The following is a 13,048-nucleotide window of genomic DNA, read 5'->3' on the forward strand; positions in this document are numbered from 1 at the left end:
TTAAACCATCAACGCTGTATCATCAAAGCAATGCTCACCATGGCAAGGCACTATCCCACAAAGTCGATATCCCGCTTGTTGCCCGAGTAAATACCCATGCTCTAGTTTACCTAGGTGGCGTGTCAGACGACCCACTTGAAAGGTTTTATTGGGGGCAATAATGGTTATTTCACAATCAGCGGGAGGATGTTGAATAAAGTCCAATGCTTTATTATAACGCTTGGCGCGATGTAACAAGGCTTTGGCTAATTGCGGGTGATGATGAAACATCGATCGTAATAGCCATGGCACTTTGGTATCACTTTTTCGGTAACCTAACGGTTGAGAAAGTACGACGGTTATTTTACGCGCCCCACGTCGGTATGCCTCGATAACCGGAATTGAATCAGCAATACCGCCGTCACTCATGGGCGTTTTATTTATTGTGGGGTAGTCACGATAAGCGAGTGGTAAAGCACACGATGCCATCATAACTTCGGCCACATTTTCGCGAGTGACCTCGGTGTATTCTGCCTGCCCAGTCTCAACGTTTGTGGTCGTTGCAAAAAAGGGAATGTTGCGTTGTTCGAATTGAAATAAATTGAGCGGTAATTCTCGGGTCGTTGTATTCCACAACCAGCGGATGTCGGTTAAGTGTCCGCCATGGGTAAAACGCGAAAAGTTAATAAATTCAGGGCGACGCGAGTAATCGGTAATGATTCTATGACTACGACCATGATTACCACTCAAGTACCCTAATAGATTTGTCGAGCCTGCAGATACCCCCATTACAAAATCAAACGGCATATAGCCATTTTCAAGAAAAGCATCCAATACGCCACTGGCAAATATTCCGCGCATTGCGCCGCCTTCTACGACGAGTGCTCTTGATGGGGTGCTATTCATGGGCAAAACCTGTGCTTCAAATCCTATAGAAGTACAAGCATAAATCTGACCAGTAATTTGAAACAGTCGATTTTACTTATCGTTGCGATAGATAAAACTTAACTCTCGGTGTTTTGCTCGGTAAGTACCGTACCGACCTTATCACTGTGTGCATATTGACTGAGCACTTTTACTGCAGCTGATAGCGCTGGGTTGAGGGTTTTATTGGCGGGGTAACATAACCCCAAACGGCGAAACATACGGGGTCCATCAAGGGGGACGGTAACCAGCTCTTTGGCTGTTTCTAGTACACCTGTTGGTAGAAATGAAATACCTAACCCTGCTTGAACAAGGTGCATTACCTGCGTTTTATGTTCGGCTTTGGCAACTAAATTTACCGCCAAACCATCACAGGCTAATAAGCCAATTGTTTGCTGGTGGGCTTCACACGGCGGGCACTCAATAAAGTCATGCTGATGTAGTTGCTGTGGCGTGACTTTATTCAGTGCAGCTAGTGGGTGATTGGGTAGCATGCATAACACATAATCTTCATCCCACAGGGGTAAGAAAATCTCACCATCGGCCTTGAACATATCCAATGTGATACGGGCATCAGATTCGGCACTGTGATCGACTAACTCTAACAGCACATTAGGTACTTGTTGGGTTAGTAATGCTAAAAAGCGTGCCAGTTGGCTTTGGCTTAGATCGGGGAAGTTGCCCAAAGTGAGCGGCAAGCATTCTGTGCGTTGCTGAAATAATTGTGGCAAACGATTGATGTCGTTAAGTAACCGAATTGCTAACGGATATAAATAGTGAGCTTCATCCGTAAGGTTTACACCTTTCTTATGGCGTATAAATAATGGTGTGCTGAGCTCTTCTTCTAACTGCTTAATTGCATTGGAAATTGATGGCTGAGAAACAAAGCAACGTTCTGCCGCAAAAGTAATATTTTTTTCTTCATAAACGGCAACAAAGAAACGAAGTAGACGCAGATCCATAAGAGGTAGCTCGGCGATGAAAAAGTATGTATACCCACGTTACCTTAAGATGCTTGTTTCAGCGAGAATTTGTTGGGCTCTAGGCAAGGCGCTCATTTCACGTGACGTTTCATCCGACATCCTTGAATCGCAGATAAGAAAAAGCCGAGATAACGATCTCGGCTTGAGGATGTTCTTTATCTAAGGAAGATTAACCCGCGATATTAAAGTAGGTTGCTGAACCTGGACCTACCGGGATACCCAGAACAAATACCCATACGTAGAACATGATGCTCCAGCCAATAACAAATATCATCGAGTAAGGCAGCATGATTGAAATCAAAGTACCTAACCCTAGGTTTTTCTGGTAGCGCGTAGCAACCGCCAGAATCATTCCGAAGTAGCTCATCATCGGTGTGATCAGGTTGGTAACAGAATCACCAATACGGTATGCCGCTTGAATCGTCTCTGGTGCGTAACCGACTAGCATTAGCATCGGAACAAAGATAGGTGCTGTTACTGCCCACTGTGCAGATGCAGAGCCGATCATTAGGTTAATGAAACCACACATCAAGATGAAGGCGAAGAACAGCATTGGGCCCGTTAGACCGATAGACTGTAGGAAGTCAGCACCACCAACGGCGAAGACTTGGCCGAAGTTTGTCCATTTGAAGAAAGCAACAAATTGTGCAGCAAAGAACACCAATACAATGTACATGCCCATGGTCGACATTGATTTAGACATCGCGTTGATCACATCGCGGTCGTTCTTCATTGTGCCGACTGTTCTGCCGTAAACAAAGCCTGGAATAGCAAAGAATACAAAAATGAACGCAACGATACCACGAAGGAACGGAGAGCCCGATACCAAGCCTGTATCAGGGTGGCGAAGAATGCCATCTGCTGGAACAATAGTCATTGCTAACAGTACCGATACAACAAGAGCAGCCAGACCAGCAAGCTTAAGACCTTTCTTTTCAAGATCGGTAAGCTGACCCATCTTATCGCCACCAAGGTCTTCACTTGCTTCTTCAGCGTTGTATTTACCTAGTTTAGGTTCAACAATTTTCTCGGTAACAAATGCGCCCATGATCGTAATTGCAAATGTTGATGCAAACATGAAATACCAGTTAGCCTCAGGGCCTACAAGGTAGTTTGGATCGATCATTTGTGCTGCTGTTTCAGTGATGCCCGAAAGCAGTGGGTCAACCGTGCCTAGTAATAGGTTGGCACTATAGCCGCCCGATACACCCGCAAATGCTGCCGCTAAACCCGCAAGAGGGTGACGACCTAATGAGTGGAATAACATTGCTGCAAGAGGGATCAGAACCACGTAGCCAAGCTCTGAGGCGGTATTCGAGATGATACCCGCAAATACAACAACTAGCGTTACCATGCGACGAGATGCACCCATCACTAGGCCACGCATAGCGGCAGAAAGTAGGCCTGAGTATTCAGCAATCGCCACACCCAGCATCGCAACCAGTACCGTGCCTAATGGTGCGAAACCTGTGAAGTTACTAACAAGGTTAGCAACAATCAGTTGTAAACCTTCTGCGTTAAATAAGCTAATAACATGAATCATGCCATCAGCTGCACGCCCCGCTGCGCCTTCTGGACGAGGGTCGATAACAGAAACGCCAAAATAACCGGCAATGCCAGAAGCGACTAAAATCGCCACACAAAAAAGTGCAAAAAGAGTGATTGGGTGAGGTAAAAGGTTACCGAGAAATTCTACGGTATCAAGAAATCGGGTAAAGACCGTTTTCTTCTGTTGTTGTGGTGTTTGTTGTGAAGCTGATGAGTGCATCACTCCCTCCGTTATCGTTTTAATCCCATCAATGGGTACTTCTTTTCTGAGGCGAAAGGTTACGCCATTGTTAACGATATAAACAAAGGTAGATTTGTTTCTAAATGTTTCAATTGTTTGTTTTTTGTCTGTGCAAGGTTAAATTTATAGTCAAATATCGCGGTATTGATATCATTCCGCAGTAAATTATTCGGTAGGGATATGCGTTTGAATGCCCCTCCTGCGCCAGTTAACTCTTTGTCCTATAACGGATGGCTCTGAATACAGTATGTCTTATTTTTTGTGTGGGTATTTGATGTAACAAAATGCGATGTTAGTCATTAAAACAATGTTTCAAATGGCCTTTTCGATAGCATCACCGAGCTGTGGATGTGTATTGAAGGTTCTATCCATAGTTTTTTTTTATGGTAATCAGAAGAAATGGATATTTTTCAGTTAGAGATAAAGCATCTATATTTACCTCCATCAACATCACCAAACAGTGATAGTGATGAAATATCTTCTTATGTTTATGAAAGGGTTTATCTATGTCTAAGTCTCTAATTGTTATTACTGGTGCAAGTTCTGGTATTGGTGAAGCAACCGCTCGTAAATTATCAGCAGAAGGTCATCCTTTATTACTGTTAGCACGTCGAGTTGAGCGCCTTGAAGCCTTGAATCTACCGAATGCAATGTGCCGTAAAGTTGATGTGACAGATGCAGAAGCTTTTGCTGCTGCGGTAAAAGAAGCTGAAGCACAGTTTGGCCCTGTTGATTGTTTAGTTAACAATGCAGGCATGATGTTACTGGGTTTAGCACATGACCAAGATCCCGCAGAATGGAAAACTATGTTCGATGTGAACGTAATGGGTCTACTTAACGGTATTCATGTTGTCTTAGCAGATATGAAAGCGCGTCAACATGGTACAGTGATCAACATTAGCTCTGTTGCTGGTCGTAAAACATTCCCAAGCCATGCGGCATATTGTGGTACTAAGTTTGCGGTTCATGCGATCACTGAAAATATTCGTGAAGAAGTGGCTGATGACAATGTACGTTTCATCACGATTGCTCCTGGTGCGGTAGAAACTGAGCTTCTTAGTCATACGACAAGTAATGACATTAAAGATGGCTATGAAGAATGGAAAGAAGGTATGGGTGGTGTCATTGCCCCTTCAGATATTGCCAATGCAATCAGCTATGCGTACCAACAGCCACAAAACCTATGTATCCGTGAAATTGTTCTAGCAGCAACCCGCCAACAGCCGTAATTTTCCTTTGTTAATTTTGTGTTAGCTGTACCAAATAGTAAGAGTAAGTTCAGGTACTTACTCTTACTGGCTGCTATATTCAAACAAGAAAGTCGAAACACGCCGCTTTTATTTTGAGTGTTTCGACTTTATCGCTGAATACAGGAGCAGGTAAGGGTGAGGCAAAAAGTTTGGTATTTCGATATATTGCGGTGCTTGGCCGCAGTAGCTGTTGTGGTTATTCATGTGCTGGGGCCGTATCGCGATCAGTTAGGTATCATTCCTAACAGCGAGTGGATTACAGCGACAACTTTTAATAGCTTTAGCCGCTGGGCCGTGCCTATTTTCATCATGATCACAGGGGCATTAATGCTGAGTGATAAGCGTGAATTTGATGCTAAATACTATGTAAAACGGCGTTTAGGTAAAGTGCTCTTACCGTTTATTGTATGGTCTATCTTTTATGCTGGGTTATCGGGTTTCACCCTTGCTGGGTTTGATGGCACTGTGGCACTTGATACATTGAAAGCCTTACCTGTTCACGAAACCTATTATCACCTCGGCTTTTTCTACTACTTTATTCCGCTCTATTTTATTATTCCTCTCTTTCAAATATTTGTTCGTAAGTATGAACAAAGTACAGTGGTTGGTATGACGTGTCTTTGGCTAGCATTGACCACGTTATTCCTATTGAAAATTGATGGCCCATGGAGTCAGGAGTTAGTGCTCTACAGTGGTTATCTATTGATGGGCTATTGTTTGTTTCAGTATCGCTGGCCACCATTGAAATGGTTATTCCCCTTAGGTATTGCAGCATTATTACTCACAGATTACATGGTCGTGAGTAAGAGTTTGGCTCTGGATGAATACACTGTGGGCCGGTGGATGTCGTATAAAACACTAAATACCGTGATCATTGCCGCTATGATTTTTGCGGTATGTCAGCGTTATGGCGAGAATATGGGGAATTTCTGGCAGTCGAAATTTGCGTTTATCAGTAAATACAGCCTAGGGGTATATTTGCTGCATCCTATTTTTTTATGGCCTGTTCGGGCGTTTGATCTATATTTTGCTCACCCAATAATTATGATTCCATTTTGGACGTTTATTTGTGGCAGTTTGGCCTTAATATCTAGCTGGTTGTTGGCCAAAAGCCCTAAAACGGCATGGTTGGTCCCGTAGTCACAAAGCAAAATGATGCTAACGCGAGGGTGATTTGCACTGCGTTATCATCATTGTATTAGTCGATAGATGACGGGTTAGTCTCGTTGTAAGGCGAAATGTAAAAAGTCTCTGCCTTTATACGTCATCGTGCCTTGATCGCCAGAGTTGAGTGCATGGTAGTAATGAATTCCTACCATGAACTCTCGTTTAGGCCCGCCAGCGGTTGGTTGAACATAAATCCAATATTCTTCGTTATCTTCTCCGACTCTTGCACCAATGATTGGAGTGCTTTGTTTCTCGAGAATCGTCACATTAAGGGTTTGTTCAACGGCATTTTCACCGATGACATGACGGCGATAAAAGCGAACATAATAAAGAACTGAAAAAACCAGTAGTGTGATAATGACGAAAACAATCCATATAGGCATAACTCACCTCCTTGATAGTCAAATAAATGTGTGGATACAGGTGATAGAGCCACCATTATTGTTGAGTAGAACAACAGTAAATATCAGAAGACGAGGAAATAGTGATCTGAAAGCACTTTTTCATGTATGAACATCATAAAATTGGATCCAGATATATATTTAATGCGCTCTGTTTCACGGTGAGCTTTTATCAAGCTGACCCGTAATGGAAAATATTGAATAATCAGATGACTTTCTACCTAGTGAAATTAATTTTTTGAAGGCTAAGCTAAAATCTAATGTAAATCAGTGTCACGATGCTTTGAATGGAATTTAAGTCGCTGTAAGGTAGAGAGAACAGGAAGAGAGGCTGCTTATGGCTAATATTGAAATGGTGGTAACGCGAACTCGACGTATTGAACATTTATTACGTCAGCATTATCACGCTGAAGGAAAAGGACTGCATCAGTTAATTAGCAGTAGTGAAGAACGTTTACCGCATGAAATTGTGCCTAAGTTACGCTTTATTGCGTCGGTCCGTAATAAAACGGTACATGAAGACGGTTATCAACTTAATGACAAAAAAGGTTTTTTAGCTGCGTGCAAGTTATGTGAAAAAGAGCTTACCCCGCGAAGTGGGCGTTTTATATGGGGAGTAGCAGTATTTCTCGTACTCGGTTTTACAGCCCTCGCGATATGGTTTTATTCAGTCCATTGGCATCACATTAAGCTAGCACTTTAGGGTGCCCCGATATCACGATCTCATTCTGAAGGCCCTGTTATTTAACAGGGCTTTTTTATCGTTATATTCAAGATTATTCCCACCATATTATTCATTTTTCTTACCAAAAAATGCTAATTACGGATTTATTCAGAAGAGTATTACGTCAAGATGCGAGTGTCAGTGAGGATTTATGGATTTGCAATCAAGACATTGATTTAACAATATCGTTGTCCTGCATCAAAAACAAAGAGGTATCGATTTTAAGAATTAATTTCCCTTTGTAGCGGCTTAAATAGCATCATTCAGAAGAGGAATGATTGGAATGTGATCTGGATGAGCGATAGAAACAAAAATGGCGCCCAAAGGCGCCATTTTTATGGAATTTTTTTGAACTTAATAGATTACAGGCAGTGTCATCAGGCCCATTACTATTGCGATCATCACAAGTCCTTGTTTTTGAGAAGAAGTGAACATAGTAAGTCTCCTTGGTTAGCTGCTGTATTCATCTTGATAAAGAGAATAGCATCTTTTTTGGTGCTTAGGCAAGCTTAAGTTGACTTTTTGTATGAAATGATGGTTTTAACTTGGGTTAATTATCCGTTTTTGCTCCTGTAAACTGTGTTTTTTAGTGTGTTCTTAATTTGAGCGATTTGTTTTTTGGTTGTTGCTGTTAATTGTAATTCATTGATTTTAAATCATAATGTGGTGTTCATTAATGTAACTGTTCGTCATGATAAAATTAACTATTTATTTATTGGATCATTATTGGGTTGAAGGTGGCTAGGTATCTTTTAGGTGGGTCGGTATTTTTTAAAGGTGGCATAATTAGATTTGTATTATATAAAACATGCAATAAACCACTGTTTTATTTCAAGTTGTTGAATTTAATGCCATGGTATAAAACGATGGGGTATGTTTGGTAAGCTTGGCTTGGTTTTGGGTGATTATGTTGCCAGTTGTGCTGTTAAGTGTTTGATTTGAAGTGCTTATTGTTTTTTCATTATCATTTATGTAAAGCGATTTAATGCTGGTTTTTCATCGAAAGGTATATCAAATGATGGAGAATGTCAGGTGAGAAGAACACCAAGGCTTGTTTTGGTGTGTTATCCAAATATTAGGCTGATTAATGGCATAGTTTACTTGTTCGATGAGTATGTCGTGTCTACATAATGTCAGAGGTTTAAATATGCAGGTAAAGGTAGATATAGCTAAAATTCATGATGGTTTTTCTAGCGAGGTCTAGTTATGAAGGTATTACGCTAGACAATTACGGTTGGGTTTCTACACTGTCTCGGCTTATAACTATATCGGTGATGCTATGTGGGTTTGGTTAGCCATCTCTCTATCGGGTTTATTACATATTAATGCGTCTTATCATGGGCCCAAATGGCAGTTTTATTTATTCAAGCCATTTACCATGGTGTTGCTACTGATTGTTGCTTGGCAAACGGGGCTAGGCAGCTTCTATCAACAAGCTATTTTTGGTGGTTTGTTATTGTCTCTCGTTGGGGATGTGCTGCTAATGCAACCCCAAAAGCGCTTTGTTCAGGGGCTTATCAGCTTCTTATTGGCTCATATCGTTTATTCAGTGGCTTTCTGGAGCCAGCTGTCAGGTAGTATTGTGTGGTGGTTACCCGCCATGTTATTTGCCGGGGGGATTATTGTCTTTCTGTTATTGCTGCCGTCTTTAGGGCGTTTAATCTTACCTGTTGCGGTTTATATTGCGATGATCACTCAAATGGCGTGGGCGGCGGGTGAATTTTGGTTAACGGCTCAATCGACCGTTGGGCTATTGGCACTTGTTGGTGCGCTGATTTTTGTGGTATCTGATATTTTATTGGCAATAGAGCACTTCCGTGGCTCTTTTAAGCATTCTGTCAGTGCCATAATGGGTACATACTTTTTGGCACAATCATTGTTTGTTGCTTCATTACTGCTGTAAATGATCTCGTTTTATTAAACCGCTGTTATCAGCGGTTTTTTTATATCTAAAATAAAAGAAAGAAGAATACTCAATGCTCGGTCTATTGAAGTAACTTGATATAAAAAGAGGTAGTCAATGTCAAAGCAATGGATTCAAGTGTACAGTGCGGCCAACAACTTAGAAGCGCACAGCTTAAAAGGAATGCTAGAGAGTGCATGCATTGTTGTTAGGCTTACTGGCGAGAGTTTAGGTTCAGCTGTGGGGGAGTTACCTACGAATGCCGTTGAGGTCGGCTTATGGGTTGAACCAGAGTGCACTGCTAAGGCGGATCGCCTACTGCAAGATTATGAACAGGCTGAATACTTCGATTGGATCTGTATGCAGTGTAATGAGACAAATGAAGGCCAGTTTGAATTATGTTGGCAGTGTGGATGTGAAAAGCCGTAATAGTATAGATAGATCTAAATCATAACATGCACTTTAAATGCTATTTTTTGTTTTGCATCAAATCAAAAAAAAATCAGCATGGTTTAATAGGTTCAATACCCATAACGTAAAGAGTGTAACCATGAACCAATCTATTCACGCCCATACGGTACTTAATTTGTTGCTTGTAGAAGATGCAGAATACACCCTTGCTTCACTTAAGCATGCTGTTGAAGCTGAGTATGGTGAAGGTGTACGCTTTTATACTTGTAGCCAGCAAGACTTAACATTTGATGCGTTGTTGTCATTCTTGCTTGATCGTCAGAAAGTTGTACTTCAGGGTGACATGATTACAGCAAACCGTGAGCGCATGTGTAGCCATTAATGCTAGCTCGAAAAATATAACGATTATATTGTAAATAAGGTGATGGTTTTTATCGTCACCTTTTTGTTCATTTGTTATACTCCGCCTTTCTTAATTCAGCTGTTCAGCTGATTATGTATCTACTTCGAAATAATCTTACGATTTATCTCTGATTGAGGTTCACCCTGTGGAAATAATGTCTGCAGCGGTCATGTTATTTTTAATCATGGATCCGCTGGGTAATTTGCCGGTAATGTTGTCGATCCTGCGACATATCGAGCCGAAACGTCGCCGTATTATTATGGTACGTGAATTGTGCTTTGCACTTATCATTCTGTTGCTGTTTTTATTTGGCGGTAAACAGATGTTGGCATTTTTACATGTCTCGACAGAAACCGTCAGCATCTCTGGTGGCATCATACTGTTTTTGATTGCGATAAAAATGATCTTTCCACAACCTGGTGGTGTAACAGGGTTAGCGGCAGGTGAAGAACCATTTTTAGTGCCGATGGCAATCCCGATGATTGCAGGACCTTCTGTTTTGGCTTCTTTATTGTTGTTGTCGAATCAAGATCCAACTCGGATGTGGGATTGGGTGTTAGCTGTCTTATTGGCTTGGGGGGGATCGTTTGTAATCTTGATGTTCCACGAAGTCTTTAATCGCTTATTGGGCGAGAAGGGCTTAAAAGCCGTTGAAAGGCTAATGGGATTATTACTGGTGATGATTTCAGTGCAGATGTTCTTAGATGGTATACGTGCCTATTTATCTATTGGTTTGTAGTTATGGCGGGCTGTAGCGATAGCGGGTTCGTATTGAGTTAGAAGCTGTAAAATCAAATTATTGTGAAATGGGCAAGTATCGGTATTCGATACTTGCCCATTTTTTCACATCATATGTTTACGACGGATATCGAGCAGTGCAAAAATCCCGAAAATTAAAATCGACCACATTTCCCATTTTGACATATTAATTTTATCGCCAAATGCGCCGATAAAAATGAGCATTTGTAAGCCATGCATCATGAAGAGGAACCCTGTCATGATGTAGAGTGCCATCGCTGCAACACCCGGAAACGGGGAGAAAATATTAATAATCAGTATTAGCCAAACAAAACCGATAGCGGCTTTAGCTAATGCAATGAGTGCTTTCATACTTTCTCTCTTTCAAATAGACGATAACAGACTTGGCCTGCTATCTTTTCACGATGTAAACGCCAATGTGAAGGCGTTACGATCTCACCCAGTTCTTTCTCCGCTTCAATATAAATCATTGCATGGGGAGTGAGCCAGTTGTTGGCCTCTAATAGATCGATAACATTTTGTATCAAATCTTTACGAAACGGTGGATCGATAAACACCACGTCATGGGGCGTGCCTGTTTGCGCTAAATATTTTAGACTATCAGTGTTTAGAACGTTGGCATTGGTGGCACCAATAGTCGTTAAATTCTGTTGTAGTTGATTTGCGGCTTTTTTGTCTAATTCAAGCATAGTGATGCTTTCGGCACCACGAGACAAAGCTTCAAAGCTTAAACCACCACTACCAGTAAACAGATCAAGGCATTTAGCTTGATAAATGTCTTGAGCTAACCAGTTGAAAACAGTTTCCTTTACGCGATCAGTGGTGGGCCTTAAACCTTCAACATCGTGGACCGGTAATTTACGTCCGCGCCATTGCCCACTGATGATTCTAACGAACCCATCTCGGCGATTATTTGGCATATTTCGGCCTGTTTGCTGCTTGTGTCTCGTCATAGATTTTTTTGACCGTTTAGAAAATGATAGTATACACCTGTTTTTAGACTGCAAATTGTACCAATCAAGGGCTAGGATTTGCCAATGGCAGAGAAAAAGAAACGCGGATTATTTTCGTGGCTGGGTTTTGGATCTGAAGAGAAGACCGAGCAAACCGAACAAACGATAGAAAATCAAACAAATGAGGTGGATGTTGATTCACTGCAATCAACAGACGATAAGGAGAATAAAGAGGCTTTAGCTCAGCAAGAAGCTGATGCGCTTGCACAAGTGAAAGCCGATGAAGAAGCCGAGGCACTCGCAATTGCCAAGGCCGAAGAAGAGGTAGAAGCACTTGCTGTAGCGAAAGCGGCAGAAGAAGCAGAAGCTTTAGCGGTGATAAAAGCGGAAGAAGCAGAGGCGGCTGCTAAGGCAGAAGCTGAAGCTCAAGCAGCAAAAGCGGCTGAAGTGATCATTCACGAGCAAGAAAAACCTCAATCTGACGGATTTTTTGCTCGCTTAATGCGTGGCCTAAAGAAAACGAAAACCAATTTTGGTTCAGGTTTTTTTGGTCTTTTCAGCGGTAAAAAAATCGATGATGAATTATTTGAAGAGCTAGAAGAGCAACTTCTTATTGCCGATGTGGGGATGGATACTACATTAAAAATCATCGAGAACCTGACAGACAAAGCTAACCGTAAGGAACTTAAAGACGGTGAGGCACTCTATGGTTTACTCAAAGAAGAATTAGCCGACATGTTGTCAACGGTTGAGCAGCCGCTGATTGTTGATACCAGCCAAAAGCCATTTGTTATTTTAATGGTGGGTGTTAATGGTGTAGGTAAAACCACAACAATTGGTAAGCTAGCGAAGCAATTCCAGAGTGAAGGTAAATCTGTCATGTTGGCGGCAGGCGATACATTCCGTGCTGCAGCCGTTGAGCAGCTTCAAGTCTGGGGTGAGCGCAATGGTGTTCCTGTTGTGGCTCAGCATACTGGTGCTGATAGTGCATCTGTGATTTTTGATGCGATAGAATCAGCTAAAGCACGTAATGTTGATGTGGTTATTGCTGATACTGCGGGTCGATTGCAGAACAAAGGTCACCTTATGGAAGAATTACGCAAAATTGTACGCGTAATGAAGAAGGTTGATCCTGCTGCACCGCATGAAATTATGCTTACCGTTGATGCTGGAACTGGTCAAAATGCGATCAGTCAGGCTAAATTGTTTAGTGAAGTGGCACCAGTATCAGGTATTACGATCTCTAAGCTTGATGGAACGGCAAAAGGTGGTGTGATCTTTGCCATTGCCGATCAATTCAGTATTCCTATTCGCTACATCGGCATTGGTGAGGGTATTGATGATCTGCGTCCTTTTGTAGCAGATGAGTTTATTGAAGCACTATTTAGTGACGAGGAATAAC

14 protein-coding genes are annotated in these 13,048 nt (G+C 41.8%); 8 read left to right on the forward strand and 6 right to left on the reverse strand.

What is annotated here, in order from left to right:
* The 3 genes from C9J48_RS15775 to C9J48_RS15785 all read right to left on the reverse strand — a co-directional run bounded on the left by C9J48_RS15775 (position 1) and on the right by C9J48_RS15785 (position 3,654).
* The gene (locus C9J48_RS15775; protein WP_006233251.1) at positions 1–885 is read right to left on the reverse strand and encodes a patatin-like phospholipase family protein; all 885 of its coding nucleotides are present in this window, start codon (positions 883–885) and stop codon (positions 1–3) included.
* 98 nt (positions 886–983) lie between these two features.
* Positions 984–1,865 carry a LysR family transcriptional regulator gene (locus C9J48_RS15780; RefSeq protein WP_006233252.1) on the reverse strand — a complete coding sequence of 294 codons (882 nt, stop codon included), beginning with the start codon at positions 1,863–1,865 and terminating at the stop codon, positions 984–986.
* 190 nt (positions 1,866–2,055) lie between these two features.
* A complete protein-coding gene (locus tag C9J48_RS15785; protein WP_006233253.1) occupies positions 2,056–3,654 on the reverse strand; it encodes an AbgT family transporter in 1,599 nt (532 codons plus the stop codon).
* A 527-nt stretch (positions 3,655–4,181) separates the two neighbouring features.
* Between C9J48_RS15785 and C9J48_RS15790 the strand changes: the two genes are divergently transcribed.
* Both C9J48_RS15790 and C9J48_RS15795 read left to right on the forward strand, forming a co-directional pair.
* Positions 4,182–4,904, forward strand: a complete 723-nt coding sequence (locus tag C9J48_RS15790; protein ID WP_006233254.1) for an SDR family oxidoreductase — start codon at positions 4,182–4,184, stop codon at positions 4,902–4,904.
* Positions 4,905–5,060: 156 nt separating this feature from the next.
* Positions 5,061–6,065 (forward strand): acyltransferase, encoded by a 1,005-nt coding sequence (locus C9J48_RS15795; protein WP_006233255.1) that lies wholly within the window; start codon positions 5,061–5,063, stop codon positions 6,063–6,065.
* Positions 6,066–6,142: 77 nt separating this feature from the next.
* Here the strand turns inward: C9J48_RS15795 and C9J48_RS15800 are convergent, their stop codons facing one another.
* Positions 6,143–6,475, reverse strand: a complete 333-nt coding sequence (locus C9J48_RS15800) for a DUF2500 domain-containing protein (protein ID WP_006233256.1) — start codon at positions 6,473–6,475, stop codon at positions 6,143–6,145.
* A gap of 355 nt (positions 6,476–6,830) precedes the next feature.
* Here C9J48_RS15800 and C9J48_RS15805 point away from each other — a divergent pair, with 355 nt between their 5' ends.
* The 5 genes from C9J48_RS15805 (at position 6,831) to C9J48_RS15830 (ending at position 10,673) form a co-directional block, all read left to right on the forward strand.
* The gene (locus C9J48_RS15805; protein WP_006233257.1) at positions 6,831–7,196 is read left to right on the forward strand and encodes a hypothetical protein; all 366 of its coding nucleotides are present in this window, start codon (positions 6,831–6,833) and stop codon (positions 7,194–7,196) included.
* Positions 7,197–8,496: 1,300 nt separating this feature from the next.
* Complete coding sequence (locus C9J48_RS15815; protein ID WP_036804252.1) at positions 8,497–9,120, forward strand: lysoplasmalogenase; 624 nt, start codon at positions 8,497–8,499, stop codon at positions 9,118–9,120.
* A 117-nt stretch (positions 9,121–9,237) separates the two neighbouring features.
* Positions 9,238–9,549: a putative signal transducing protein gene (locus C9J48_RS15820; RefSeq protein ID WP_006233260.1), complete on the forward strand. Its 312-nt coding sequence runs from the start codon at positions 9,238–9,240 to the stop codon at positions 9,547–9,549.
* 121 nt (positions 9,550–9,670) lie between these two features.
* Positions 9,671–9,913, forward strand: a complete 243-nt coding sequence (locus tag C9J48_RS15825) for a YecH family metal-binding protein (RefSeq protein ID WP_006233261.1) — start codon at positions 9,671–9,673, stop codon at positions 9,911–9,913.
* A 166-nt stretch (positions 9,914–10,079) separates the two neighbouring features.
* Positions 10,080–10,673 (forward strand): YhgN family NAAT transporter, encoded by a 594-nt coding sequence (locus C9J48_RS15830; RefSeq protein ID WP_036804254.1) that lies wholly within the window; start codon positions 10,080–10,082, stop codon positions 10,671–10,673.
* Positions 10,674–10,777: 104 nt separating this feature from the next.
* Here C9J48_RS15830 and C9J48_RS15835 read toward each other — a convergent pair whose 3' ends face one another.
* Together C9J48_RS15835 and rsmD are read right to left on the reverse strand one after the other, a co-directional pair.
* Positions 10,778–11,044 (reverse strand): DUF1145 domain-containing protein, encoded by a 267-nt coding sequence (locus C9J48_RS15835; protein WP_006233263.1) that lies wholly within the window; start codon positions 11,042–11,044, stop codon positions 10,778–10,780.
* Complete coding sequence (gene rsmD, locus C9J48_RS15840; protein ID WP_036804256.1) at positions 11,041–11,646, reverse strand: 16S rRNA (guanine(966)-N(2))-methyltransferase RsmD; 606 nt, start codon at positions 11,644–11,646, stop codon at positions 11,041–11,043. Before rsmD ends, C9J48_RS15835 begins: the two co-directional genes overlap by 4 nt.
* Positions 11,647–11,730: 84 nt before the next feature.
* Between rsmD and ftsY the strand changes: the two genes are divergently transcribed.
* Positions 11,731–13,047, forward strand: a complete 1,317-nt coding sequence (gene ftsY / locus C9J48_RS15845; RefSeq protein ID WP_006233265.1) for a signal recognition particle-docking protein FtsY — start codon at positions 11,731–11,733, stop codon at positions 13,045–13,047.
* The last annotated feature ends 1 nt before the right edge of the window (position 13,048 follow it).

Source organism: Photobacterium profundum, from assembly GCF_003026285.1.
Classification (GTDB): domain Bacteria; phylum Pseudomonadota; class Gammaproteobacteria; order Enterobacterales; family Vibrionaceae; genus Photobacterium; species Photobacterium profundum.

Coding starts and splice junctions, on each gene's coding strand:
- C9J48_RS15800 (WP_006233256.1), bottom strand. CDS start 6,475: ATGCCTATATGGATTGTTTTCGTCATTATCACACTACTGGTTTTTTCA.
- C9J48_RS15775 (WP_006233251.1), bottom strand. CDS start 885: ATGAATAGCACCCCATCAAGAGCACTCGTCGTAGAAGGCGGCGCAATG.
- C9J48_RS15785 (WP_006233253.1), bottom strand. CDS start 3,654: ATGCACTCATCAGCTTCACAACAAACACCACAACAACAGAAGAAAACG.
- C9J48_RS15805 (WP_006233257.1), top strand. CDS start 6,831: ATGGCTAATATTGAAATGGTGGTAACGCGAACTCGACGTATTGAACAT.
- C9J48_RS15815 (WP_036804252.1), top strand. CDS start 8,497: ATGTGGGTTTGGTTAGCCATCTCTCTATCGGGTTTATTACATATTAAT.
- C9J48_RS15820 (WP_006233260.1), top strand. CDS start 9,238: ATGTCAAAGCAATGGATTCAAGTGTACAGTGCGGCCAACAACTTAGAA.
- C9J48_RS15790 (WP_006233254.1), top strand. CDS start 4,182: ATGTCTAAGTCTCTAATTGTTATTACTGGTGCAAGTTCTGGTATTGGT.
- ftsY (WP_006233265.1), top strand. CDS start 11,731: ATGGCAGAGAAAAAGAAACGCGGATTATTTTCGTGGCTGGGTTTTGGA.
- C9J48_RS15825 (WP_006233261.1), top strand. CDS start 9,671: ATGAACCAATCTATTCACGCCCATACGGTACTTAATTTGTTGCTTGTA.
- C9J48_RS15780 (WP_006233252.1), bottom strand. CDS start 1,865: ATGGATCTGCGTCTACTTCGTTTCTTTGTTGCCGTTTATGAAGAAAAA.
- C9J48_RS15835 (WP_006233263.1), bottom strand. CDS start 11,044: ATGAAAGCACTCATTGCATTAGCTAAAGCCGCTATCGGTTTTGTTTGG.
- rsmD (WP_036804256.1), bottom strand. CDS start 11,646: ATGACGAGACACAAGCAGCAAACAGGCCGAAATATGCCAAATAATCGC.